Genomic DNA, 24506 nt, shown 5'->3' on the forward strand with positions numbered 1-24506 from the left:
TGAACCCATGCAAGATTTTGTTAAGTATGTAACATCGTGAAAACATTAAGTGCGGAAGAGGCAGAACGCCTCGTTTCACAGATCAGCAGCCAACATGGGTTTATCGACTACGCAGACGCCGGCCGGCAACGCCGGATCATCACGGCGTTCCCTGTAAAGCATTGGCCGGTACCCAAGGAGGCACTCGCTTTTTCATGCCTAACGGAAGAGCTTGAACAGGCGTGGGCGGGACTGGCTCAAGAGCAGGAACGGGAACCGGCAGGCGGCATCATGGGCACGCTGTTCTACGAAGCTGGAAACCACACGGTGCCGGGATTCTCCGGCGGAGCCAGTGCGGGGGATTATGGCTATGTCGGGCTCTACCTCTGGCAACTGACGCTGGATGTTTCGGGTGCCCATCCGCCCAGGCTCGATTTTCATCCAGAATGTGACGACCGAACCAGGGAACGGGTGCTGAACCTTACCGGCGAAAAGCCGGGGCGCCCTGCTCCTTTCCACATCAGCCAGGTTTTTACCGCCGACCAGCCCGCCGAACACTACCGCAATGGCGTATCCCAGGTGCTGAGCTACATTCATGCCGGGGACTGCTACCAGGTCAACCTGTCCAATAAGTACACCGGCGACTATCAGGGCGAGCCGTACACGGCGTTCCGGGCGCTATGTCAGGCTGTTCCCGTTCCTCATAGTGCGTATGTGAACGCTGGTTCCTATCAGGTCATCAGCATTTCACCAGAACTGTTCCTGAGCATTGAAAATGGCAACAGAGTCATCAGTAAACCCATCAAGGGCACCCGGCCCCGGGATTTGAACTCGCCTGAGAATGACCAGCGGATTGCTGAATCCCTGGCCGCCGCCGAAAAGGACCGGGCCGAAAACCTGATGATCGTGGACTTGATTCGCAACGACCTGTCGCGATTCTGCGAGCCTTTCTCCGTCTCGGTGCCCCAGCTTTTCAGCATCGAAAGCTATGAAAACGTCCATCAACTGGTCAGCACGGTGGAAGGCCGGCTGCAGCCAGGAAACACACCGTTAAAAGCCCTTCTCTCTGCCTTCCCAGGCGGCTCGATCACGGGCGCGCCCAAACGTAGGGCGATGGAGATTATCGACGACCTGGAACCACATCGTCGCGGCCCCTACTGCGGCTCGGTCTTCCGTTGGGATTTTTCCAATAATCTGGAGAGCAATATTGCGATCCGCACCCTGATGACAGACTCGGAAGGCCGGATTCACTGCTGGGCAGGGTGTGGGATCGTTGCGGATTCAGACCCGGAAGACGAATACTGCGAATCCGTAGACAAAGTTCAGAAGCTGATGGACGTACTAGAGGCTCTTTAGGAGGGAAAACCGGGGCGGAGAACCTGCCCCGGCCAAAGGTTCGCACAATCAGCTATGGATGGCGCTGGCCTTCAGGAACTCACCCTTCAGCTCTTCAAAGGTATGTACCGCCGGGAACTGGGGGAACTCCTCGATCACGTTCTGCGGGGCGTGGAACAGGATGCCCGCTTCCGCCTGGCCCAGCATGGTGGTGTCGTTGTAGGAATCACCCGCCGCAATAACACGGTAGTTCAGCAGCTGGAAGGCACGCACTGACTGGCGCTTGGGATCGCGCTGCCTCAGCAGGTAATCGGTGATCCTGCCTTCGTCATTCACTTCCAGCTTGTGGCACAGCAGTGCCGGGTAGCCCAGTTTTGCCATCAACGGCATAGCGAACTCGTAGAAGGTGTCGGAGAGAATCACCACCTGAAACCGCTCCCGCAGCCAGTCCAGGAATTCCCGTGCGCCGGGCAGCGGGTCCAGTTCACCAATCACTTCCTGGATTTGCGGAAGACCATAGCCGTGCTGGTCCAACAGTTTCAGGCGCTGCTGCATCAGTACGTCGTAATCGGGAATGTCGCGGGTGGTCGCCTTGAGCTCCTCAATGCCGGTTTTTTCCGCAAACGCGATCCAGATTTCCGGGATCAGTACTCCTTCAAGGTCAAGGCACGCGAGTTCCACAATGGTCTCCTGATAGTTGAACGCTGGTCAGCCCGGCGAATACCGCCGGGGATTGGAATCAGGCGGTATGATAAGAAAAACCGGGGCGGAATGCATCGTACATCTGTGCGGCTATAACGATATACTCCCCCATTCCTTCAGACTGCTGCCGGTTAATGGTAGATTTATCACACATTTACATTCCAGGTGATCCTTTCAAATGACGGACATTGCACAGTTACAGGCCGAGCTTGAAGGCGCGAGCCCCAGGGCTATCCTCAAGGCTGCTCTGGCGAAGTACGACAACATTGCCATTTCCTTCAGCGGTGCGGAAGACGTCGCACTGATTGAGTTGGCCCACAAACTGACCGACAACCTTCAGGTATTCACCCTGGACACGGCGCGCCTGCACCCGGAAACCTATCAATTCATTGATCGGGTCCGCGAGCACTATGGCATTAACATTGAGGTGATGTTCCCCGATGCTGCGGAAGTGCAGGATCTGGTTACCCGCAAGGGTATGTTCAGCTTCTATCAAGACGGCCATGGCGAATGCTGCGGTATCCGCAAGGTCAATCCGTTGCGGCGGAAACTGGCCACCGTTGATGCGTGGATTACCGGCCAGCGCAAAGACCAGAGCCCCGGCACCCGCAATGATGTGCCTGTGGTGCAGATTGACGACGCCTTCTCTACGGACGAGAAAACGCTGGTGAAGTTTAATCCGCTGGCGAACTGGAGCTCGAAGGAAGTCTGGGACTACATCCGGATGACGGAGGCCCCCTACAACAAACTGCACGAAAAAGGCTTTGTCAGCATCGGCTGCGAACCCTGCACACGCCCTATCCTGCCAGGACAGCACGAGCGCGAGGGCCGCTGGTGGTGGGAAGAAGCCACGCAGAAGGAATGCGGCTTACACGCCGGAAACCTGATCGCCCGCGAATAAACCTTCCAGCCAGGCCTGTCAGTAGGTCGGCAGATCGATATCGTTGAACAGCTCCTCGATCTCCGCCCTGCTTCCCTGGTGGGTGACAGCTTCATCCACCCGTTCACGGGTCAGGTGTGGCGCAAATCGCTGGATGAAGTCGTACATATAACCGCGCAGGAAGGTTCCCTTACGGAAGCCAATCCGGGTCACACTCGGGCGGAAGAGTTTACTGGCATCCAGGCAGACGAGATCAGGGTCATTCTGCTCGTCAAACGCCATACTGGCGATGATGCCAACCCCAAGACCCAACCGCACATACGTCTTGATCACATCAGCATCGGCCGCCGTAAACACCACTTTCGGGGTCAATCCGTGAGCCTGGAACGCTTCATCCAGCTTCGAACGGCCGGTAAAGCCAAACACGTAGGTGACCAGTGGAAATTCGGCAAGGTCCGGCAGCGTCAGCTCGGATTTCTGCGCCAAAGGGTGATCTTTCGGCACAATGATGCTGCGGTTCCATTTATAGCACGGCATCATGATCAGGTCGTTGAACAACTCCATGGCCTCGGTGGCAATGGCGAAATCCACCGCGCCGTTGGCCGCCATTTCTGAAATCTGCATGGGAGTGCCCTGATGCATGTGCAGGGACACATCGGGGTAAGACTCGATGAAGCCCTGTATAATCGGGGGCAGCGCATATCGGGCCTGGGTATGGGTGGTGGCGATGCTCAGGTCACCCTTGCGCTGGTTACTGAACTCCTGCGCGATCTTCTTGATACCTTCCACACGGCGCAGTATTTCACCCGCCTCACGAATAATAATTTCACCGCCAGGTGTAATACGAGTGAGATGCTTGCCGCTGCGCGCGAAGACTTCCAGGCCCAGTTCGTCTTCCAGGAGACGGATCTGTTTGGATATTCCCGGCTGCGAGGTAAACAGACTCTGGGCAGTGGCGGATACGTTGAGATCATGGTGCGCAACTTCCCAGATATAGCGCAACTGTTGTAATTTCATCTACCCTGTCGCTCCCCATAAGGCCCGGTACAGACCGGGCATGTATACGCTGGTCTTATTAGAAGAATACGCATAAAAACGTGATTTTTCATTCTTATTGAGTATACAGAATCCCATCCAACACAGTTTAGACCAAAAACTCCAGAACGCCGCATGACGACCGCGTCATTTGTCTTTGCGGCCCTTGACTTAACGGTGACAAAGCACACAATCCGTTATCTGGTGTCCCGTCTGGTTAATTCGTTAACCAGACGGGACACATGCCATTCACCGGCATTCAGGGAAACGATGCTGCTAACCACTAAGTTCCTCAGACCAACTGCGGATCCCCGTTCGGTACAACGGGAACGCCTGAGCGCTCTGCTGCAGCCAGAAGGTGCCAAGCGGTTGAATCTGGTGGTGGCGCCGGCGGGTTTTGGCAAGACCACGCTGGTTAGCCAATGGTGTTCCCAGTCCCCTTCTACCGTTGCCTGGCTATCCCTGGATGAGCATGATGACGAGCCCCGTCGATTCTGGCAGTACGTGGTGGGGGCGTTTGAGCACAACGGTCTCGTGGGTCTGGAGCAATGCCGTCAACAACTCAGCCACTGCGGCCTCCAGGAACTGGAAGGCCCCATAACCGGGCTGATTAACGTTCTCGCCGCCGATGGAGCGCCCTGGTCGCTGGTCCTGGACGACTATCATTTTATTCGCGACCCACAATTACAGCGTCAGGTGTCATATTTCATGGACTACCTGCCACCTGGGGTCATGGTGACGCTGGCATCCCGCACCGAACCAGCCCTGCCACTCTCACGCTGGCGGGTGCGCCGCTGGGTGGAGGACGTACACCCGGGCCTGCTGGCCTTCTCCGAGGAGGAGTGCCAGCACTTTTTCCACGACACCATGGGGCTCGAGCTATCCGAGCTGGAGATTCGCAGGATCTGCAGCAAGACCGAGGGGTGGGTGGCCGCCATGCAATTGTCCGCGTTGTCCGGCGGTAGCATCGATGATCAGAAATCCGGGGCGGGCCACCAACGCATCGACCTGGACGAGCGCCGCATCAGCGATTATGTGCTGACCGAAGTGCTGGAGCAGCAACCTGCACCGGTGCGCGACTTCCTGCTTGATACCGCCTGTTGCCCTCGCCTGTGTGCTTCACTCTGCGATGCGGTTCGCGGCACTACCAACAGCCAGGTCTTGCTGGAACAGCTGCTGCGGGAAAACCTGTTCCTGATTCCACTGGATACCCACAATGAATGGTTCCGTTATCACGACCTGTTCCGGGACGCGCTGTTACAACGGGTGAGACAGTTCAAGCCGGAAGACACCGAAAAGCAGTGGCAGCGAGCAGTCCACTGGTTGCTGATCCATGGCCACGTTCAGGAAGGCATTTCCCAGATTGTCCAGCATCAGGACTGGCCCTGGCTCGCAAAGGTACTGGCTGAACACGGCAACAACCTGATCCACGGCGGTTTTCACCTGCCGGTGCTGAGCTGGCTGGATTCCCTGCCCGCCAACACTTTGCAGGACAGTCCACAACTGTTGATGCTGAGAGTGTGGGCGCTGTTTTTCGCCAACCGGGTGGACGTGCTGGAGCCCCTCCTGGGCGAACTGGAAGACATGCTCGACAAACAGGTGGCCGATTCCCACCCCGATGCCGAGGGTGCCCTGGGCCTGCAGAGTGAAATTTCATTGATCCGCTCCTACCTTGCGCGATCAAAAAGCGACGATAAGAGCGCCAGCGATCTGACCCAACAGGTATTGCGTGACATTGACCACACCCGCATACCCTTGAAATCCGTGACCTACTATGGAGTGGGACTGGATTATTATGGTAAGGGCGACCTGGCGGCCGCCGAGGATGCCCTCACCTCCGCTGTGCGTTATGGGGAACTGGAACGCAAACCCAGTACCGTGCTCTCAAGCGGCGGCCTGCTTGCCTGGATTCAGTACAATCGGGGAGATATCGACGAAGCCCTGGATACCTGTACCCGAGTGCGGCAATGGGTCGACCAGCACCACAGCGACCCCCGCCAACCCATGTTGATTTCCTGCTGGCAGAACAGCGCCCTGATCGAGATCTACCGGGAGCGCAACGAACCCCAGTTGGCCGCCTCCTACCTGGCCCCGTTGCTGGACCACGTCAACAATGGCACCGAACCCGGGCAGCACGTGGTTATACAGTACGTGCGTGGCCACCTGGCCTTCAGTGAAGGGCGCTACCAGGAGGCCATGGAAGCGCTGGAAGATGCGGCCAGCGTGGCAAGACGCCGTCGGGACCACATCCTGTTCGAGCCGCCCGCCTGCTCCGCCATGCTGGCTCGTTGCTATCTCGCCACCGGTCACCTGGATCTGGCGAAAAAATGGGTGCAACAGGTGAGCACTGACCGGTTCACCAATCCGCTGAACCGGGAGCAGAACCAAATCAGCATCGCCCGTGTTCAGGTGGCGCTGGGCCACCCGGCCGACGCCATGGCAACGCTGGCCCCCCTTCGACTCAGCGCAGAGCAGGATCAGCACTACCGCCACCTGGTGGAAATCCAGCTGGTCTACAGCGAGGCGTTGTTCGCCGAAGGAAAAACGAAAGATGCAGAACAGGTGCTGGCCCAGGCCATCCAGCGGGCTTCGGAGGCCGGATTTATGCGCCTGCTCGCGGAGGAGAGTCCAACCATCCGCCAGCTTTGCAAGGCACTCCCAATTCTCAAGTCACCGGGCCGCTGGAACAGCAGGGTCACTGCCATGCTCTCTGAACTGGCAGAGACCGATGAAACAGAGCCGGAAGAGTCGCAGACGGATAGGCGGGAGGCCTCTGGCAACACAGATCTCCCCGACCCCCTCAGCCAGCGGGAACTGGAAGTGCTGGATTTAATCAACCGGGGCCTCGCCAACAAGGACATTGCAAACACGATGAGGGTGGCGCCTACCACCGTAAAAGCCCACATTCGCAACCTTTACGGCAAGCTTGCGGTAGGTTCCCGCACCGAGGCGCTGGCAAAGGCAAGGGAACTTCGGCTACTGCCCTGACTGGTAATCCACTGACGCTGTCTTTCGGGCGTATTTTGTGACATGCATCACATTTTTATCGAATTTTATACGCTCTCTACGCCCTTTGGACGATCCGGATACGCCCCATCCTCCCTTACTATGCTCTCGACGCTGAGGGAAACCTCGGTAAGATTTCTGAAACTTCAGGCCTTCAGACATCTTGTTCCGCGTTGTTTCGACGCCCGGGTTCGATAAGGACCCACTCTATAAGAGCCACCCACATGGGTTGGCTCTTTTTTTATGGCTCCCTTTTTATCAGGGCTCTATGATCCGCCGAAAAGGCGGTAAGGCGTCCAGCAACAACTGCCCGTAGCGACGGGCGATGATGCGACGGTCAAGGATGGTGACGCGGCCGGTGTCCGACTCGGTCCGTAGCAGGCGACCAACGGCCTGCACCAGTTTGATGGAGGCGTCGGGTACGGTTATTTCCATGAACGGGTTGCCGCCCCGGTGCGTCACCCATTCCGCCAGGCTGGCTTCGATCGGATCATCGGGCACCGAAAACGGCAGCCGGGTGATCACCACATGGCTCAGGTATTTGCCAGGCAGGTCGATGCCCTCGGCAAAACTCGCCACACCGAACAACACGCTGGGCAGCCCTTCGTCCACGCGGCTGCAATGGCGACGCAATACCTCACCCTTGGCCATGTCGTCCTGGGTGGTAATCAGGTCCGGGTATTCCGGCGCCAGGGCGTCCCGCACCAATTGCATCTGGCGCCTGGAGGTAAACAACACCAGGGTCGCCTTCTCGCCAGTCCACAAAGCCGGTAGCCGCGACACTACCTGATCCGTAAAGCTGTCGTCCGTGGGCATGGCGGTCATGGCCGGCACCTCCACGGTTGCCATTTCGCCGTAGCGGAAGGAACTGGGCACCACCACGAAGCGGCTGGCCTCGGGCAGGCCTGCCCTCGCCTTGAGCCGGTCAAAACGCCCGAGGGCGGTCAGGGTCGCGCTGGTCAGCACGGCGCCATAGGCCCGCGACCAGAGCCTGGAATAAAGCAGATTATCCGCCAGCACCGGGCTACTATAGAGCGTAATGTCTTCCGCGTGCTCCCAACGCTGCCGCACCGACCACCGGGCGGCCGGTGGCCCGGATCGCTTCTTCGGCTCTGGCGTAGCATTCTCGCCTTCCGCCGACTCACTGGCCGGTTGGCCCGGGTTATCACACCACGCGGCCCACAACCGCAGTTGGTCCTCAGCACGGCTGTGGAAAGATCCAATCACCGGATACCAGGATTCCGCGGTATCGCGATCGACATCACTGGCCTTGCGTTCATCGAAGGCCGTCTGTAATTCGTCCACCATTACACCAAGCTGGCGAACCAGGGTGGCCGTCGCTACCCGGGTTTCAACCGCCAGGCCCGCAAGCACCTCGGGTAATTCGCCCTCAGGATAGCGCCACTGGGCGGAGCGTCGCTCCTCATTGAACTCCCAACCGGTATTCTGTTCGGCCTCGTCGTACACCTTCGTCAGGCAGATATCCACTTCACGGGAGGCGGAACTGATCCTGTCGATGGTTTTAGCGGCCTGAGTACCAGGCGTCAGGAACGGCTGCATCTTTCCCAGTGCCTGGGATAACTGCTTGAGCCACTGACGGGTGGCATTCAGCGGCACGGACGCGGCAAAGTGATTCAGTGCCTTGTCCGGCAGGTGATGCGCCTCATCAAAGATAAACAATGCGTTTTCCGGCTCCGGCAGGATGGCACCACCGCCAAGAGCAAGGTCTGCCAGCACCAGGTCGTGGTTCGCCACCACAATGTCAGCCTCGTCCAGGCCCTTGCGGGCATCAAAAAAGGCACAGCTGTCGAAATAGCTGCAATGGCGATTGGTACATTGACGATGGTCGGTGGTGACCTGGCGCCAGATGTCATCGGGTATCTGATCCGGCCAATGATCGCGATCACCATCCCACTTGCGGGATCCATAACTGGCCAGCATGTCCTCAAAGTAGGCCCGGGTTCCAGGCTCTTCCTTGCCGGGCCCATCCAGCAGGAACAGCGGCATGGTATCGCTGTCGCCATTACCCTCATCATGCAGTCGAGCTTCAAGACGCGACATGCACAGGTAGCGGCCGCGGCCTTTGGCAAGGGTCCAGGTGAAATCCAGTTTGCTGTGTTTTTTCAGGTCCGGAAGATCCTTGTGGACGATCTGGTCTTGCAGGGCAACCGTCGCCGTTGATATCACCAGTGTCTTACCGAGGGCACGGGCCACGGGAATGGCGGCAATCAGATAGGCCAGGGTCTTACCGGTTCCCGTACCCGCTTCCACCACACAAGTTCCAGCCGGCGACGTGCGTTGGCCGTCGTTTTCGGTGATCTCGCCCATGTAGCGGGCAATCTCGGCGATCATCAGGCGCTGACCATAGCGGGCGCGGATGTCCTTGCCGGCCAACACGTCACGGTAGGTCTGCTGAATCAGCTGTTTGACGTCCTCGGTGAGTGCCATCAGTCGGGGCTCACCCAGTTGCGAACCACACCCACCCGGAAGCGGCGGCCATCCATGCTCAGTTCCACGCCTTCCTCGGTAATCCGTTCGACGGTGATTCCGGAAAACGACTCTCCGGGACGCAGATAGTTGTCATTGATCATGACCCGACGGGCCGACGGCGCAGACGCATAGATATGGCTGTTAAAAATCAGGTCAGGCACCCTTTTCTGGAAGGAAAGTGGAAGTTCGACAAGGTGCGGCGCCGTTCGCGCGGTGGCGGCATCCGGCTCGCTGGGGTTAATGGCACTTGGCGCACGCGGCCTGGGAACAATCACCGTCGGTCGCTCTGGCTCATCCGCGTCATCGGTTTCCACAACCGCACCCGGTGGAGCCTCGGTGTTGGCTCCCGGGCTTGGGATCTCGATAGCATCCTCAAGCGTATCACTGGTCGGAGGTGATTGGACACGTTCGGGCGCTGGTACCTGGCGCAAAGGTTCCGCTTCACCGTCAACAATGACCGGTTCAACAGTCGGTTCAGGCGTCGCAATACCAGTCGACGGGATTGCCTGATCCGTCGGCGAGGCTGGACGGCCCTGGGGCCAGAAAATCCAGGCCAATACGGCCGCGTTGAGCACCAGGCCAAGCGCCACCCATACCAGAACCGGAATCGACTTTTTCCTGGGCTTGTGGATGAGTTGTACCTGCTGTCCCAGGTCGGGGATGCGCCCCTGTCGCCTTTCGGTTTCCGATTTTCTGAGCGCATCAAGGATATAGGACATGTCAGTTCACCATCTTTGCCGACGTCAGCCGGGGCACCGCGGAATCCAGGTCGTTATTCATCTGGATGATGGTCATGGCGCCGGCAATACCGTCCACCGCCAGACCTCTTTGCCGCTGGTACCAACGGACCTGCTCTTCAATCGCCATACGATTAACGCGGTTCTCTTCCTGCCGGCTTTCGGCGTATCGGTTGGCGAGTTCCATCATCCTGGACCCCATCCATATCTGCTCGGACACCCTGGCATTATCCTGTTCGCTACCGGAAGCATCGCCCAACGCGTGGGCGGGTGCTTCCCACAGCACCGTAAATTCGCCAAACCAATAGGGCTCCAGGCTGGAGAAGGTAACCACCCGGCGGCCACTCGGCAATTCGATGGTGGCACGATTATCCTGGAGGCCACTCAAAACGGCGTAGTGACTGTCTCCCTTTCCGTTGCGAAGCTGAAGTATTGCTGGTCGGTCCAGAAATTCGAGGCTTCTTCGTGCCCCCTTATTCTGCAGGCAGCGCAGGCCCTGGCCCTCCGCGAACTCACACGCCACCGGGTTTTCCGAGGCGCGGTAATCCAGCCGCCATAGCTCGAACAGCTCGCGGAAAGCCACGGGTAATGACATTGCCTGTTCCGGGAACTCAAATCCGGGCAGCGCTTCCTCTTCGGTTGAATCACTGACTTCCGTACCGGCTTCGCGAACCAATTCTGATAGCCCCGCAACAGGCTCATCCGGCTCCACCCGCTCGATACTACCCGCCAGCGGCGCGCTCTGATCTTCGACGACGGTATCGGGCGCGGCCCCGCCGGCCCCTGGAGGCCCGATAAACAGCCAGGTGGTCATGATGACGGCCATCAGCAGGCCCGCGGCCACCGCCAGGGCATGGGATTGGCTTGATCGCCCAGCCCGCCCGGACAAGCTCTGGCCACTCACTTCCCGGGCGGCATTACGGATATGGGGGGCCGTGATCTGGTGCTCACCTTCGGCATAGGCGCCCAGCAACGCACGGTCACTGATCAGGTTAATCAGTCTCGGCACACCATGGCTGGCACGGTACAAAGCCCGAATGGCGCGATCGGTAAAAATTTCGCCGCGAAGGCCCGCCACGCTGAGCCGGTAACGCAGGTAGGCTTCTATCTCCGCGCGGCCGAGGGCGTCGAGGTGATAACGCGCCGTCACCCGCTGATTCAACTGTCGCAGTTCCGGCAATGCCAGGATGTCCTGCAGCTCGGGTTGCCCCAACAGCACAATCTGCAGCAGTTTCTTCTCGGCGGTTTCAAGATTAGTGAGCAGTCGGAGCTGTTCAAGCACTTCAGCGGACAGGTTCTGGGCCTCATCGATCATCAGAACCTTGTGACGGCCAGCCGCATGGGCCCTGAGCAGATCATCGTTGATCAACCCCACCAATTCCTTGATCGATGATCCCACCGGATGGACAATCTCCAGCTCATCGCAAATGGAGGACAGCAGCTCGCGGGCAGACAACCTCGGATTCAGGATCAGTGCGATGTCCACATGGTCCGGCACATTCTCGATGAAGCAACGGCTGACGGTGGTCTTGCCAGTGCCGACTTCTCCGGTGATCACAATAAAACCGCCCTGCCCCTGCACGCCATACATCAGATGCGCCAGCGCTTCTTTGTGGCGTTCGCTCAGATACAGATAGCGGGGGTCCGGGGCTATGGAAAACGGGGGCTCCCGAAAACCGAAGAAATCGTAGTACATGCGTGTCCAGTCAGGTGCTCAAGCGGAGCTTGCGGGAGCCACCATCGGGCTCCCCGGCTATCGCGGTATCATACCGCCCGGCTCCCGGGGCTGTCATCTCATGAAGTGCCGGAATCCGCACTGCTTACCACTCTCAGCTCGGCCGTGGAGCGACGCTGCTCAGATTTCAACCGGCGAATGCATCGCTCCAGGGTTTTCGAGATTCTGGCGTGGGAACGAATCATTGAGATCTTCGGCCAGGTCGCACGCTCGCCCTGCAGTATCATCTCCCGGACCCACGCCGGATCAGGGTTCGACAACATGCGACGGTAGTCACTAAGACGATACGTCGGTGAGATCGTGACATCCCCCGAGTACCGTTGCCCCATAATCGTATACATCTGACCCGACACCTGCCGCAGTATTTCCGGCTGCACACGCTTTCGCAGGTAATCGAACAGGCCCTGCCCATGAAACTGGATTTCCGATTTCAGCAGGTGCATTGGCAGGTTGGCGATCCTGATCTTTTCATCACGTCCACGACGGTTCAGAAAGGGCACCACATGGGGGTTGGTTTGGCTGACAATGGTGAAATTCACGTCGTATAGGTGCATCAGCCGTTCAATGGGTAAGTCGCTGACCACCGAACCGTCCACAAATTTCAGCCGTGACATGTAGGGCAGCACATTGCCCTGAATGTCTTTCTTCATCAGCGGTACAGGCGGAAAGATACCCGGTACCGCCGCGCTGGCCAATACAGCACTCCAGACCAACAGATAGGGTGACGTATAGCCACACAACAAACGGGCTTTCTGGTGGGTCTGAACCGGTGACACACTCACGTTTATGGACCGCCCGGTCTTCTGGAACGCTTCCTCGAAGGTGTATTCGCCGATATTGGCACGTAGACACGCCTTTAACTGCTCTTGATCCATCAGGCCATCACCCCGGATGGCACTGAACAGACCTCGCCACTTCCAGGCTCTCATGTCATGGTTTTCAGGCACCAACATGTCCGGTATTTCCGCATCGCTGTGGACGCCCAGTATTCCGGCAATAATGGCTCCGATGCTGGAACCGGCAATCACCTGCGGCAACAGTCCTTTTTCCCAAAGTGCCTTTATAACGCCAAAGTGAAACATGCCCAACGTGGCACCGCCGCTAAGGAGCAAGGCCGGGCGGCCGTAGCTGGTCAGGGTATCGCGGAAGAACTGCAGTTTGTCGGCCATCGGGAATCCCGGCACCTTGGTGTCACACAGGAAATCCAGCGATTCGCACGCCTGGTTAATGTATTCCTCAATCAGATGTTTGGTTCCTACCCGGGAGCGGGTATACAGGGCGGTATTGCCCATGTTGCCCAGGTCATGATGGAGCCCTTCTCTCAGTGCCCGCTTCAGTCGCTCGAAATCGTTCTGTTGGCGATAATCGCGAAGGTTGCTGAGTCGGTCGTAGATGAGCTCGTAGTGGTAGAGATCGGAGCCAAACTCCTCTTTCCATTCCACGTTTCCCTCAAGGAAATCCAGCTCCAGCGCCGCTGCTTTCCAGACTTCGTAATTGGGCGCCTCCGCGAGCATCTTGCGGAATTTCCGGATACGGTCATCAACCATCAGGTAAACCTCCGTTGTTCCAGCCGATTCGATGCGTCAGAAATCCTCGAGCATCAAATCCTCATCGTCATCACTGGCAAAGGGATCGTCTACGGTTCTGCCATCGTTAATCAGGTAAGCCCGCCGTTGCAGGTACGCGTTTCTCACGAACGTATAGCCGTCACCGGAAATGAACCCTTCCGCAGGAATCAGGTCAGCACGCTTGTCGACAACCTGGAGCCCCCTCGCGTAATAGACATCCGGCGTTTCAGCCAGGTCCCAGGCCGAGGGCAGCAACAGGTTGTCGGACACAAACCCGCCGAAGTCCCGGGGATTCGACGGCCCCAAGAACGGAAGCATCAAGTACGGCCCCGAGCCCAAACCCCAGTAGCCCAGTGTCTGACCAAAATCCTCCGGGCGCTCAGGCAAATCGAACATAGTGGCCACATCTATCAACCCGCCCAGGCCAAAAACCGTGTTGTAGGTAAATCTACCCACCGCTACGACGGCCGACTCGCCCTTCAGCTGAAAAAGACTGTTGGCGAGGTTACGTATTTCACTCAGGTTATTGAAGAAATTAGTGACAGCGCGATCCGCAAAGTCCGGCATAATGGCACGATACCCTTTCGCAACGGGGCGGAGGAACCAGTTATCAATGGTTTCGTTGAAGCCATAGACCTTCCGGTTCCAATCCTCATAGGGATCGACCTCGCTTGGAGCGGCATCAAGCTTTCGTTCTGCCATGTCAGGATCGACTGACTGCACGGTCTGTGCGACCCCATTGCCTGAACACAGGCAGATGAAAATCAGGGCGCCGACTGCTGGGTGCCGGAAAAAAATGTCTCTCATCGTCAGACCTGAGGTTGTTAAAACTGTTACTGTTCGTCGAAAATACCGGCGCTCTGCTTTTTTATTATTAACCCCTTGCTTCAGGAGTAGCCCCGATGTCAGTACCCGGGAATCTGGTTAGCAAAATCTCCATGCCTTTGCGCTGGGGAGATATGGACGCATACGGCCATGCCAACAATACGGTTTATTTCCGCTTTTTCGAGGAAGCCCGCATCACCTGGCTGGCATCCCTGGAGCTGGGTGCGGAAAATGACCCCGACGGTCCGGTCATTATAAAGACCAGCGCCACCTTTCTGAAGGAACTGGCCCACCCGGCAACGGTCGAGGTCAGAACTTACGCCGACAAAGCGGGCAATACCAGCCTCGACACCTATCATACTCTGACCGATATCGAGACCGGCACGCTCTACGCGGAAGGTTATGCGAAGATTGTCTGGTTTGACCGCACCAAACGCACATCGATGGCCTTGCCTGACAAACTCAGGGCACTGGCGGCCCGGTAGAGCCGCCTGTCGTTAACTCCGTCTCTATCGGCGGCGAATCACAACGCTGCCGATGGAATAGCCTGCCCCAAACGAACAGATCACACCCAGTTCGCCAGAATCGAAGTCGTCCTTGTGTTTATGGAAGGCAATGACTGAGCCGGCGGAACTGGTGTTGGCGTACTCATCCAGAATGACCGGCGCCTCTTTCGTGTCCGCGTCGCGTCCCAGCACCTTGCGGGCAATCAGTTGGTTCATGTTCAGGTTGGCCTGGTGCAGCCACATCCGCTTGAGATCATCCGGCGACAACGACAGGCTGGACAGCTGCTTGAGAATCGTCTCCGCCACCAACGGCGACACTTCCTTGAACACCTTGCGTCCCTGCTGCACGAACAGCTTGTCGGGCTTGTTGATGCCCTCTTTATCGCCTCGGTTCAGGAAGCCATAGTTGTTACGAATGTTATTGGAGTACTTGGTCTTAAGGCTGGTTCCGAGAACCTCAAAGCCCTGCCCTTCGGCAACGTCGGCATCTCTTTCCACCAGGATAGCGGTGCAGGCATCACCAAAAATGAAATGGCTGTCCCGGTCGCGGAAATTCAGGTGGCCGGAGCAGATTTCCGGGCTAACCACCAGCACCGCCCTGGCCGTGCCATTCTCTACAGCGTTCGCCGCCGCCTGCAGCCCAAAGGTCGCGGAACTGCACGCCACGTTCATGTCGTAAGCGAAGCCGTCGATACCCAACGCGTCCTGAACCTCAACAGAGATAGCCGGGTACGGGCGCTGCATGTTGGAACAGGCAACAATGACCGCATCCACATCGGCCGCGGTTTTTCCGGCCTGTTTGAGAGCCTCTTCGCACGCTGCCAGCGCCATCTCGCATTGCACAGAGGCTTCTTCGTTGGGTCGGTCCGGTATATCCGGGCACATCCGTTCAGGGTCGAGGATGCCCTGCTTGTCGATCACATGACGACGCTTGATACCAGACGCTTTTTCAATAAAGGCGGACGAAGACGGCTGCAGGGGCTCAAGATCGCCACTGGCAATATCGTCAGCGTGACGTGCATTGTGGAGTTCGACGAAGGCATTGAACGCCTCCACCAACTCTTCGTTGGTAATGGTTGCTGGCGGTGTGTACAACCCGGTCCCGCTGATAACGGCTCTAATCACGCTAACCCCATGTCATAGTTGTAAAAACGAACAATTGAACTGCACCAATATTGACCAAATACTAACACAGTCTAAACGTTTTGCCCGCAAACGTGACCGGCTTACACGCGCGTCTGCTCCCACTGCCTGTCGAGGCGCTTGACCGATACCGGCACAGCCGTGCCCAGCTGTTGTGCGAAGAACGATACCCGAAACTCCTCAAGCATCCAGCGATACAGCGACAGTTGTGGATCCCTTACCCCCTGGCGTTGCTGCTCATCGCGCTTGCTGGCATAACGTGACCACAGCGGGTCCATGGCGTGCAGGAACTCTCGCTCTCGGCCAAGCTCCCTGGGCATTTTCTCAAAGCGGATGCTGGCTGCCTCAAAATAACGTCCAAAATGGGCAAGCCATTCCGGCGGCGTGGCGACAATAAAGCCAGGATATACAAGATTTTGAAGCTGAAACTTCAAGTCCGCCATACTGTTTGCGAGCGCGAGGTTGATTTTCCCCTTGAGCTGCTTCATCACGCCATGATAGCCCGTCATGGCCTGGTGCAGCCGCTCGTCGGCCTGTTCAAGCGCCGGTACAAACTCCGCCCTCCCGGCGTTAAACGCGTTCTCGAACGCGTTGTCGTCACGGGGCACGTCGTCGGGCACAAAATGCTGCATCGCCGTGGCCAGCAATAGATCGTCCAGCAACACCCGGGCCTTGCCGACCGGCGCGAACATCAACGCCGATGACTTAAAGTACGGTAGCCGCCGCTCGATGTCCTCCAGCGTGTTGCCCAGCCGAATCAAAATCAGTCGCGCCACCGCCTTGCGGGTTGCGTCCTCTGCCGTGAGCCGATCCAGAAACCGTGTCTGGCGCACGGAATCCCCGATGTCCTCCAGTGCCGGGTACACGGTAACTTCCATACCGCCTTTTTCGGTCCTGACGGATTCGGGCAGCGGCCCAAAATCCCAGCGCGTCGATGTGCTCGCTGGCTCAGCCGAGGGCTCTCTGCGGGTTGCCGATGACAAGGCGGCTTCTGCCCGCCCTTCCAGTTCACTCTGCAGCTTTTCGGTTTCCCGCCCCTCGGCGATGGGCTTGCCGGCGTCGTCTACAACACGGAGATTCATTCTCAGGTGCTTCGGCAGGTCCTCCTGTGGCCAGGCATCGGCGTCAATCCTGACACCAGTCATTCGCCGGAGCTGTTCACCCAACTGCAGCGCCAATGGTTCGTTGGACGCCTGAAGGTTTTCCAGTGCTGCATCCACGAAATCCGGCACCGGCACGAAGTTGCGCCTCAACGCCTTCGGAAGGCCTTTGACCAGTGCGATGCACTTCTCCCTCAAAAGCCCCGGCACAAGCCATTCAAGCCGCCGTGCTGGCAATTGTTTCAGGGCCATGACCGGCGCCTGGAGCGTAACGCCATCGCGCTCGCTGGTGGGTTCAAATTCGTAACTCAGGGGATACCTCACCCCTTCCCACTCCAGATAGTCCGGATAGAGTGAGTCCGCTTGCTCATCCACTGGGCGTTGGAGGATATCAGCCTCCGTCAACTCCATATCACGGAGTTGGTCGGCACTGAGCTGTTTCCACCAGCTTTCAAAGTGCCGACCGCTGACGATATCCGCCGGCAGGCGCTGTTCATAGAACGCTACCAGCACTTCGTCCTCCACCAACAGATCCCGCCGCCGCGTTTTGCGCTCCAGGTTTTCGACGGTGTCCAGCAGCTCCCGGTTACGGGCAATAAACGGCGCCCTGGATTGGTAATCGCCTTCCACCAGAGCACGGCGGATGAACAGGTTACGACACTCCGCCGGGTCGACCTTGCTGTAGGGAATACGGCGTTTGGCAATGATGTCCAGGCCGTAGAGGCTGACCTTTTCATAGCCCATGACCTGGGCACGTTTCTGCTCCCAGTGGGGTTCGAAAAAGTGATGCTTCACCACATGCCCGGCCAGGGGCTCAATCCATTCCGGCTCAATCTTGGCCACCACTCGCGCGAACACCCGGCTGGTTTCGACGATTTCCGCCGCCACAATCCACTTCGGGCCGGTTTTCGACACCTTTGAGCCCGGAAAGATCATGACCTTGCGATTGCGGGTGGCCAGATACTCCTTCTTTTCGAGTTTCACCGCCACCTGGCCCAGCAAGCCCGCGAGAATGGCTTTGTGCAGCGACTCGTAACTGGCAGAATCTCTATTCAGCTTTAGCTTCTGTTCCCGGCAGATCAGTGTCAGCTGGCGATGAATGTCGCGCCATTCCCGCATCCGCATCCACGACAGGAAACTCTTCTGGCAGACCTTCTTTAACTGGTTCTGGGACAGTTCCTGGCGTTGTTCCTCGTAGAAGTTCCAGATATTCAGCAAGGTCAGAAAATCTGATTCCTTGTCGTTGAACGGCGCATGGGCCTGGTCGGCAGCCTGCTGTTTGTCCTGGGGGCGTTCCCTCGGGTCCTGGACGCTCAGGCCGGCAATGATCACCAACGTTTCCGCCAGGCTGCCCTGTTCCGACGAAGTCACCAACATGCGCGCCAGCCTTGGGTCCAGCGGCAGGCGCGCCATGGTGCGGCCAAGGTTTGTCACGCGCCGCTTGTCATCCACGGCACCGAGCTCTTCGAGCAGTTTGTAGCCATCGTTGATCAGGCGACGGTCGGGTGGTTCCAAAAACGGAAAGTGACGGATATCCCCCAGCCCCGAGGTGGTCATCTGCAAAATAACCGAGGCCAGGTTGGTGCGCAGGATCTCCGGGTCGGTGTACTCGGGCCGATTGATGAAATCGGTTTCGTCGTAAAGCCGGAAACAGATGCCCGGCGCCACCCGGCCACAGCGCCCGGCACGCTGGTTGGCACTGGCCTGGGACACAGGCTCAATGGGCAGGCGCTGAATTTTGGAACGCACGCTGTAACGGCTGATACGGGCCACGCCGGTGTCGATGACGTAGCGTATGCCGGGCACGGTCAGGGAGGTTTCCGCCACGTTGGTGGAGAGCACGATCCGACGCCCCCGGTGGCCCTGGAATATCCGGTTCTGTTCCTGGTTACTGAGCCGCGAATATAATGGCAGAACTTCGGTATGGCGCAGGTCTGCGTGTCGCAGCACCTTGCTGAGACTGCGAATTTCCCGCTCCCCGGGGAGGAATACGAGTACATCGCCCGGTGGCTGTTTTTCTGCACGCTCGTGCTGCTCGATTTCCTCCATCGCACGCAGCACGCCATCCGTCCAACCCTGGTCCCGATCGTCCTCATCGCCGGTGAGCGAACGGTAACGCACGTCAACCGGATAGGTTCGCCCGCTGACTTCGATGACCGGCGCGCCGTTAAAGAACTGGCTGAAGCGTTCCACTTCGATGGTGGCGGAGGTAATAATGACTTTCAGATCGGGCCGTTTTGGCAACAGTTGCCGCAGGTAGCCCATCAGAAAATCGATGTTAAGGCTGCGCTCGTGGGCCTCATCAATGATCAGGGTGTCGTAACGGTCCAGGAACCGGTCGTGCTGGACTTCCGACAGCAGGATGCCGTCGGTCATGACTTTGACCCGGGACTGATCGGACGTGGTGTCGGTAAAACGCACCTGATACCCCACCTGGCCGCCAGTCTGCTCTCCAAGCTCTTCAGCAATACGACCGGCTACGGTACGGGCGGCAATCCGGCGGGGCTGGGTGTGGCCGATCAGCCCACGAATACCCCGACCGCTGTTCATGCAGATCTTGGGAATCTGGGTGGTCTTACCGGAACCGGTTTCGCCGGCAATGATCACCACCTGGTTCTGTTCAATGGCCTCACGGATATCATCGACCCGTTCGGACACTGGCAGCGATGCCGGAAAGGTGGCCGGCTTATGCATCGCCTGGCGCTCCGTGACACGCGCCTGCCCCCGATCAAGCCATTGCGCCATCTTCTCCAGGTCCTTTTGCCCCGGACGCCCTTTTTTCCGGGCTACCAACTTGTGAATACGGGCAGCTTCCAACTGGTTGCAGGCATCCAACTGCTCCATGATGGCTTTTACGGCGGCCTTGCTGTCTGGCGTATTCGTGGGCTGTTCCGGTGGGGCTTGCGTCATCGGTCCGTTTTACCGTTGTTGGATCTTGGATACCCGGTTCGCTTCGGGCGTGGCGACAGTCTAACGATATCCCGCGCCTCATTAAACGGAAAAACCCCGCCGAGGCGGGGTTCACGTCATTCGTTCAGGGCGATTAAACCGCCCGCACGAACCGGTTACTGGCTGTTGGCTTCGTCACGAAGCTCGCGCCGCAGGATCTTGCCTACGTTGGTCTTCGGCAGTTCATCGCGGAACACGAAGGACTTGGGGACCTTGTAAGCGGTCAGGCGTTCGCGACAGAACTCTTTCAGTTCATTTTCAGTAACACCTTCCGCGGTTGCCACCAGGTAGACCTTCACCGCCTCCCCACTCTTGTCATCGGGAACACCAACCGCGGCACACTCAACCACTTTCGGATGACCACTGACCACGTCTTCAATCTCATTGGGAAAGACATTAAAGCCAGACACGATAATCATGTCCTTTTTGCGGTCAACGATGCGGATGTAGCCATCTTCCTGGATAAGCGCAATATCACCCGTCTGCAGGAAACCGTCATCAGTGAAAGACTTCTGGGTATCTTCCGGGCGCTGCCAGTATCCACGCATCACCTGTGGTCCCTTGACACACAGTTCGCCAGGCTCGCCGAGAGGCGTTTCGTTGCCGTCGTCGTCGATGGTTTTGACTTCGGTACCGGGAATCGGCAGGCCAATGGTGCCCAGTTGAATCGCGCTATTGGGATTGAACGTGACAACCGGCGAGGTTTCAGTCATGCCGTAACCTTCACTGATTTCACACCCTGTAACACGCTGCCACATCTTCGCGGTGTCGCTGGTCAGCGCCATGCCGCCGGACGACGTCAGTTTCAGGGCACTGAAATCCAGGGCCTTGAATTCTTCGTTGTTGCACAGCGCCACGAACAGGGTATTCAGCCCCAGGAACGCGGTGAAGCGATGGTTTTTGAGTTCTTTCACAAATCCGGGGATATCACGGGGGTTCGGGATAAGAACGTTGTGGGCGCCGGCTTCAAGCATGATGCCGCAGTTCAGGGTGAACGAGTAAATGTGGTACAGCGGCAGCGGGGCTATAACCACTTCCGTGCCCTGTTCCACCGAATCCTCCATCATCGGCCGAGCCTGTAGGAGATTAGCAACCAGATTGCCGTGGGTCAGCATCGCGCCCTTGGCCACACCGGTAGTGCCGCCCGTGTACTGCAGCACCGCAATATCGTCTTTCTTACACTCCACCGGGGAGAATTTTTCCCTGGCGCCGGCGCTGAGCACCGCCGGGAGCTTATGAGCCTGGGGCAAATTGAAAGCCGGAACCATTTTCTTCAGGTGCTTCACGGCTGCGTTCATCAGCGTACGCTTCAGCGGCGAGTGCATATCGGCGATTTCGGTAACAATGACATGTTCGATGCCGGTATGGGGAAGCACTTTTTCGGCGTTGTAGGCCATGTTCGCCAGCACTACAAGCGCCTTGGCGCCGGAATCATTGAATTGGTGTTCCATTTCGCGGGTGGTGTACAGCGGGTTGGTATTCACCACGATCAGGCCCGCGCGCATGGCGCCAAACACAACGACAGGATACTGGGACACATTGGGCATCTGCACCGCAATCCGGTCGCCCGGCTTGAGGTCAGTCTTGTTCTGCAGCCAGGCGGCAAAATTCCGGCTCTGGGTGTCCAGGTCGCGATAGGTGAGCGTGGCGCCAACGGCGCTGAACGCAGGGCGGTCAGCGTACTTATTCACGGCCTGGTCAAATACGTCAACCATGCTACTGTATTTATCCAGGTCTACGCTCAGGGACACGCCAGCGGGGTATTTGTCCTGATAGAACTGCTCAAAATCCATCACCATCTCCTGTTTGGCATTTGTGCTTATAATGTTTACCAATGTCGTTTTGGTCAAAAAATCAACCAGACAAAAGTATCAGCCTCGAAAAGTCGGGAGAGAATAGCAGTTTTGTGAACGATGAGGTAGTTTTCAAAGCAGAACTGTAGCGGTTGTAGCCACCAACCTAATCACACCCAACACTGGAGCCCATCATGAGCGACACTTTGGACACGCTTGAGAACATCACCTACGACGAACTCCAGGAAGGCGACTCCGCAACCTATGTGAAAACACTGACTGAGGACGAACTGGTGTTGTTCGCTGCTGTATCCGGAGATGTGAACCCGGTCCATCTGGATTCGGAGTTCGCCGCCGACTCCATGTTCGAGGAACGGATTGCCCATGGCATGTGGAGCGGCTCGCTGATTTCCGCGGCCCTGGCCACCGTGATGCCGGGTCCCGGCACCATATACCTGGAGCAGAGCCTGGCTTTCAAGCGCCCGGTAAAGCTGGACGACACCCTGACGGTGACCTTGACGGTACTGGCCAAGGAACGCAAAAACCGCGTAACCCTGTCCTGTGATGTCCGCAACCAGAACGATGAGCGGGTTGTGACCGGTGAGGCAAAAGTGATCGCCCCTACCCAGAAGATGTCCCTGAGCAAGCCACAGTTGCCCAAGATCACCATAGCGCACTAGTGTATGACCGGCTCCGCCCGGATTAACCCGGCAGGAAATCGATGGGGAACCGCACCGTCCTGGGTTCCACATCGTCCTCGCCGAAATTGAACAGGCGCACGCGCATGGCAATGCGTTGCTCCAGGCTTTGATTGCCCAGCTCGGAGCTCACCACCTCGCAACTCGATACCGATCCATCCGGTTCGATCACCAACTCCAGCATAACCTTTCCTTCCAGCGTCGGGTCCTGTCGCAACTCACGCCGGTAGAGGGAATAGAGTGACGTCTTCTGGGCATCGAACACCTGGCGGATGTTGCTCATACCCCGCTGGCCCGGTCCGCCGGTGGGCTCCGGCGCAGGTTCTGGCACTGCTTCCTGTGCCACCTCCACGTTTCGAACCTGATGGCCAGCCACCGCCACCTCAGTTTCAGGCGCAGCTTCCCGAGTGACGCCACCGCTGCCAGTAAGTGCCCTATCGGGGTCAGTTTCGGCACCGAACAAATCCCCCCCGCTGCTGGCGGCCTCAGCACCGACGTTGGCCGCCAGGGTGTCCACGGCATCGGGCTCTGGTGCCCGCATACGGGCGAGTTGGTCCTGCATTGCCATCAGACCCGACCTGGAGGCAGTTTCACGCGCCTGCTCGACCGTTTGGGGAGGTGTTGGTGTCGGGCGCACAGGCTCGGGTGGGGCTACCTCCTCTGCCAATTCCGGCTCCACCGTTTTGGGTTCTGTACTCTCAGGTTCGGGCTCAGGTTCCCTGGCCAGCTCTGGCTCAGGCTCAACCTCAGGCACAGGAATCGGCTTTGGCGGCTCCCGTTGCTCTATCAGTCGCGCCAACTGGGGCGGGATCTTCTCCGCCTCACTGCGATCGGGTTCCGGGAGTTGAAGCACCGGAATAAGCAGCGCAGGAGGCAGAAACACCGCCAACATCACCAACAATACCAGCACAAAACGGCGGTTTTCGCCCTTTTCCGCGCCCCATGGCAATCCGGATGAAAGGTGTTTGGACGCGAGGTTGTTGGGAGAGAGCTTTTTGGGAGAAAGACTCTGACGCTCAGCCATTGCCGACCTCCTTCGCCGACTCAACCGCCAGCCGGACCTGCCGGAAGTCTTCATCAATGCAAGTTTGCATGATCTTTCTCAATAACCGGTAGTCGGTGGCGCGCCCCGCCATGATGGTCACCTCATGGCCCTGCGCCGGCACTTCGCCCCGTCGGTTACGCACCCAGGCAAGCTCATCCGCCAGTCCACCGATGGTGCTGTCCCCGGTTTCAATGCCATCCAGCCGTGCAACTTCCCGGCCCTGCACCAGAATGGACCGGCCGATTACCTGGACCATCAGGGTTTCAACCGCCTCCTTGTCCGCGGTCGATTGCGGCAGTGGGACATCGGCCGTGTTCTGCATAACCTTTACATCGGACGAGTTCACCATCAGGAAGAACACCAGGATCGTAAAAATGTCCATCAGGGACACCAGGTTCAGGCCTCCCGGGCGGTGCATGCGGCTGTAGTGGCGCTGGATACGACGGGCACGGCGGGAGGTTTTCATGCACCCTCCCCTTCGCCCGATAGAGTCCGGTCTTCAGGTGCGTCTGCCAGTGCCACATCCGGGAAAAGCTCTCCCTTCACCACACTGGCCGCAACAACTGCCGGATAGGAGCGGAGCGTATCCATCGCAGTCACCAGAGTCTGATAGTCGATGTCCGGGCTGACCTCCAGAACGATGTCAGTCTTCTCCGGCACCCGCTTCTTGATCTGTTTGAGAGTTTCCCTCAGGCCGTCGAAGTCCTGATCATCCTCAATCAACGGCAGCGTTCGGATCACGCCTCTCTCACTGTCCAGCACTTCCAGGCCCTGAGGTATCAGCGCCACCACCAGCCGCAGTTCGTCAGCCTGTGGCGCCTCACCCGACTCCATCCCGGGAAAGTCGAGCTCAATCATACGAATCTGGCTAAAGACCATGCCCAGCAGCAATACCGGGACCAACACGATCATCAGGTTCAGGAATGGCGTGATATCCAGTTCCGGATTGCTGACTAGCCTGCGATGCTTTCGTCTCATGC

The 24506-nt window shown here is 58.0% G+C and carries 18 protein-coding genes; 5 read left to right on the forward strand and 13 right to left on the reverse strand.

Annotation, left to right across the window (positions count from 1 at the left end):
* The first annotated feature begins 36 nt into the window (after positions 1-36).
* Positions 37-1335, forward strand: a complete 1299-nt coding sequence (gene pabB, locus AC13D2_RS13855; RefSeq protein WP_292050132.1) for an aminodeoxychorismate synthase component I — start codon at positions 37-39, stop codon at positions 1333-1335.
* A gap of 48 nt (positions 1336-1383) precedes the next feature.
* Here pabB and thrH read toward each other — a convergent pair whose 3' ends face one another.
* On the reverse strand, positions 1384-1995 hold the full coding sequence (thrH, locus tag AC13D2_RS13860) for a bifunctional phosphoserine phosphatase/homoserine phosphotransferase ThrH (protein WP_300494485.1): 612 nt from the start codon (positions 1993-1995) through the stop codon (positions 1384-1386).
* Positions 1996-2194: 199 nt separating this feature from the next.
* Between thrH and AC13D2_RS13865 the strand changes: the two genes are divergently transcribed.
* Positions 2195-2917, forward strand: coding sequence for a phosphoadenylyl-sulfate reductase (locus AC13D2_RS13865; protein WP_292050128.1), 723 nt, complete (start codon positions 2195-2197; stop codon positions 2915-2917).
* An 18-nt stretch (positions 2918-2935) separates the two neighbouring features.
* Here AC13D2_RS13865 and cysB read toward each other — a convergent pair whose 3' ends face one another.
* The gene (cysB, locus tag AC13D2_RS13870; RefSeq protein WP_292050127.1) at positions 2936-3913 is read right to left on the reverse strand and encodes an HTH-type transcriptional regulator CysB; all 978 of its coding nucleotides are present in this window, start codon (positions 3911-3913) and stop codon (positions 2936-2938) included.
* 288 nt (positions 3914-4201) lie between these two features.
* On the opposite strand from cysB, the gene AC13D2_RS13875 reads away from it, so the two are divergent.
* Positions 4202-6919 (forward strand): winged helix-turn-helix domain-containing protein, encoded by a 2718-nt coding sequence (locus AC13D2_RS13875; protein WP_482938778.1) that lies wholly within the window; start codon positions 4202-4204, stop codon positions 6917-6919.
* A gap of 276 nt (positions 6920-7195) precedes the next feature.
* On the opposite strand, the gene dinG is transcribed toward AC13D2_RS13875, so the two are convergent.
* From dinG to AC13D2_RS13900, 5 genes are all read right to left on the reverse strand, one after another.
* Positions 7196-9385 carry an ATP-dependent DNA helicase DinG gene (gene dinG / locus AC13D2_RS13880; protein WP_482938779.1) on the reverse strand — a complete coding sequence of 730 codons (2190 nt, stop codon included), beginning with the start codon at positions 9383-9385 and terminating at the stop codon, positions 7196-7198.
* A complete protein-coding gene (locus tag AC13D2_RS13885) occupies positions 9385-10146 on the reverse strand; it encodes a general secretion pathway protein GspB (protein WP_482938780.1) in 762 nt (253 codons plus the stop codon). Before AC13D2_RS13885 ends, dinG begins: the two co-directional genes overlap by 1 nt.
* A 1-nt stretch (position 10147) precedes the next feature.
* Entirely contained in the window at positions 10148-11860 is a 1713-nt protein-coding gene (locus tag AC13D2_RS13890) for an AAA family ATPase (RefSeq protein WP_300494470.1), read from the reverse strand.
* A gap of 98 nt (positions 11861-11958) precedes the next feature.
* On the reverse strand, positions 11959-13446 hold the full coding sequence (locus AC13D2_RS13895; RefSeq protein WP_482938781.1) for a DUF3336 domain-containing protein: 1488 nt from the start codon (positions 13444-13446) through the stop codon (positions 11959-11961).
* Positions 13447-13482: 36 nt separating this feature from the next.
* Positions 13483-14274, reverse strand: coding sequence for an MlaA family lipoprotein (locus AC13D2_RS13900; RefSeq protein ID WP_482938782.1), 792 nt, complete (start codon positions 14272-14274; stop codon positions 13483-13485).
* A gap of 95 nt (positions 14275-14369) precedes the next feature.
* On the opposite strand from AC13D2_RS13900, the gene AC13D2_RS13905 reads away from it, so the two are divergent.
* Positions 14370-14777, forward strand: coding sequence for an acyl-CoA thioesterase (locus AC13D2_RS13905; protein ID WP_292050121.1), 408 nt, complete (start codon positions 14370-14372; stop codon positions 14775-14777).
* Positions 14778-14801: 24 nt separating this feature from the next.
* Here the strand turns inward: AC13D2_RS13905 and AC13D2_RS13910 are convergent, their stop codons facing one another.
* The 3 genes from AC13D2_RS13910 to AC13D2_RS13920 form a co-directional block, all read right to left on the reverse strand.
* Positions 14802-15923: a beta-ketoacyl-ACP synthase III gene (locus tag AC13D2_RS13910; RefSeq protein WP_292050120.1), complete on the reverse strand. Its 1122-nt coding sequence runs from the start codon at positions 15921-15923 to the stop codon at positions 14802-14804.
* Positions 15924-16024: 101 nt separating this feature from the next.
* The gene (hrpA, locus tag AC13D2_RS13915) at positions 16025-19951 is read right to left on the reverse strand and encodes an ATP-dependent RNA helicase HrpA (protein ID WP_482938783.1); all 3927 of its coding nucleotides are present in this window, start codon (positions 19949-19951) and stop codon (positions 16025-16027) included.
* A gap of 155 nt (positions 19952-20106) precedes the next feature.
* The gene (locus AC13D2_RS13920) at positions 20107-21783 is read right to left on the reverse strand and encodes an AMP-binding protein (protein WP_292050118.1); all 1677 of its coding nucleotides are present in this window, start codon (positions 21781-21783) and stop codon (positions 20107-20109) included.
* Positions 21784-21977: 194 nt separating this feature from the next.
* Between AC13D2_RS13920 and AC13D2_RS13925 the strand changes: the two genes are divergently transcribed.
* Positions 21978-22463 carry a MaoC/PaaZ C-terminal domain-containing protein gene (locus AC13D2_RS13925; RefSeq protein ID WP_292050117.1) on the forward strand — a complete coding sequence of 162 codons (486 nt, stop codon included), beginning with the start codon at positions 21978-21980 and terminating at the stop codon, positions 22461-22463.
* A 22-nt stretch (positions 22464-22485) separates the two neighbouring features.
* Here AC13D2_RS13925 and AC13D2_RS13930 read toward each other — a convergent pair whose 3' ends face one another.
* Genes AC13D2_RS13930 through AC13D2_RS13940 form a run of 3 tightly spaced genes read right to left on the reverse strand, consistent with a single transcriptional unit; the run spans position 22486 to position 24504 of the window.
* Positions 22486-23505 carry an AgmX/PglI C-terminal domain-containing protein gene (locus AC13D2_RS13930; protein WP_482938784.1) on the reverse strand — a complete coding sequence of 340 codons (1020 nt, stop codon included), beginning with the start codon at positions 23503-23505 and terminating at the stop codon, positions 22486-22488.
* Positions 23498-23992: an ExbD/TolR family protein gene (locus tag AC13D2_RS13935; protein ID WP_482938785.1), complete on the reverse strand. Its 495-nt coding sequence runs from the start codon at positions 23990-23992 to the stop codon at positions 23498-23500. Before AC13D2_RS13935 ends, AC13D2_RS13930 begins: the two co-directional genes overlap by 8 nt.
* Positions 23989-24504: an ExbD/TolR family protein gene (locus AC13D2_RS13940; protein ID WP_292050114.1), complete on the reverse strand. Its 516-nt coding sequence runs from the start codon at positions 24502-24504 to the stop codon at positions 23989-23991. The genes AC13D2_RS13935 and AC13D2_RS13940 overlap by 4 nt, the downstream gene beginning before the upstream one ends.
* Positions 24505-24506: the final 2 nt, after the last annotated feature.

It is taken from the genome of Marinobacter sp. B-12 (assembly GCF_056857915.1).

Excerpts from the sequence above, each read along its gene's own strand:
- AC13D2_RS13895 (WP_482938781.1), bottom strand. The coding sequence starts at position 13,446 with ATGGTTGATGACCGTATCCGGAAATTCCGCAAGATGCTCGCGGAGGCG.
- AC13D2_RS13935 (WP_482938785.1), bottom strand. The coding sequence starts at position 23,992 with ATGAAAACCTCCCGCCGTGCCCGTCGTATCCAGCGCCACTACAGCCGC.
- AC13D2_RS13905 (WP_292050121.1), top strand. The coding sequence starts at position 14,370 with ATGTCAGTACCCGGGAATCTGGTTAGCAAAATCTCCATGCCTTTGCGC.
- AC13D2_RS13925 (WP_292050117.1), top strand. The coding sequence starts at position 21,978 with ATGAGCGACACTTTGGACACGCTTGAGAACATCACCTACGACGAACTC.
- hrpA (WP_482938783.1), bottom strand. The coding sequence starts at position 19,951 with ATGACGCAAGCCCCACCGGAACAGCCCACGAATACGCCAGACAGCAAG.
- AC13D2_RS13875 (WP_482938778.1), top strand. The coding sequence starts at position 4,202 with ATGCTGCTAACCACTAAGTTCCTCAGACCAACTGCGGATCCCCGTTCG.
- AC13D2_RS13940 (WP_292050114.1), bottom strand. The coding sequence starts at position 24,504 with ATGAGACGAAAGCATCGCAGGCTAGTCAGCAATCCGGAACTGGATATC.
- dinG (WP_482938779.1), bottom strand. The coding sequence starts at position 9,385 with ATGGCACTCACCGAGGACGTCAAACAGCTGATTCAGCAGACCTACCGT.
- AC13D2_RS13920 (WP_292050118.1), bottom strand. The coding sequence starts at position 21,783 with ATGGATTTTGAGCAGTTCTATCAGGACAAATACCCCGCTGGCGTGTCC.
- AC13D2_RS13865 (WP_292050128.1), top strand. The coding sequence starts at position 2,195 with ATGACGGACATTGCACAGTTACAGGCCGAGCTTGAAGGCGCGAGCCCC.
- AC13D2_RS13900 (WP_482938782.1), bottom strand. The coding sequence starts at position 14,274 with ATGAGAGACATTTTTTTCCGGCACCCAGCAGTCGGCGCCCTGATTTTC.
- AC13D2_RS13885 (WP_482938780.1), bottom strand. The coding sequence starts at position 10,146 with ATGTCCTATATCCTTGATGCGCTCAGAAAATCGGAAACCGAAAGGCGA.
- cysB (WP_292050127.1), bottom strand. The coding sequence starts at position 3,913 with ATGAAATTACAACAGTTGCGCTATATCTGGGAAGTTGCGCACCATGAT.
- AC13D2_RS13930 (WP_482938784.1), bottom strand. The coding sequence starts at position 23,505 with ATGGCTGAGCGTCAGAGTCTTTCTCCCAAAAAGCTCTCTCCCAACAAC.
- AC13D2_RS13890 (WP_300494470.1), bottom strand. The coding sequence starts at position 11,860 with ATGTACTACGATTTCTTCGGTTTTCGGGAGCCCCCGTTTTCCATAGCC.